The sequence below is a fragment of the Halorubrum sp. Atlit-26R genome (assembly GCF_003666015.1).
Taxonomy (GTDB): Archaea; Halobacteriota; Halobacteria; order Halobacteriales; family Haloferacaceae; genus Halorubrum.
Map to the genome: position 1 here is coordinate 1 of NZ_QPLT01000481.1, position 461 is coordinate 461.

The 461-nt window shown below is 71.1% G+C and carries 1 pseudogene; it reads right to left on the bottom strand.

Annotated features, from left to right (window positions below):
- Window positions 1-73 precede the first annotated feature (73 nt).
- Window positions 74-461 (bottom strand): annotated as a pseudogene (locus tag DVK07_RS21555) (TrmB family transcriptional regulator); the annotation flags it as partial.

The following is a 461-nucleotide window of genomic DNA, read 5'->3' on the forward strand; positions in this document are numbered from 1 at the left end:
ATGGTCGGGAGTCGGCCGCGGGCGGTGATAAATGGGGCGAACGTCGTTCGAGAGCGCCGCCGGACCGCCGGCGTCACTCGAAAAGCGGGACGGCGTCGGGCCACAGCGCTCGGAACTGGCGAGCGAACTCGTCGACGACCCCCGCGTCCGTCACCACGACGACGCCGAGGCGGTCGGCGGCGGACTGTGGGTGCGGAATGTCGACCGACGCGACCGTCCCGTCGACGACGTCGAACGAGACCGGCAGGCTCGGCAAGCACCGGACTCGGACCGTCTGCGGCTTCGACGCCACGAGTTCCCGAAACTCGTCGGGGAGCGAGTCGAGCACGGGGTCGCTGAGGAGCAGCGACACGTCGACGTCGTCGCGAGCGCCCTCGAAGAACGCGTCGAACTCCGTGCGGAGCGTCTCCCACGAGGCCCGCTCGTACGGCGGGCCGACCGCGGCCGAGACGGACTCGGTC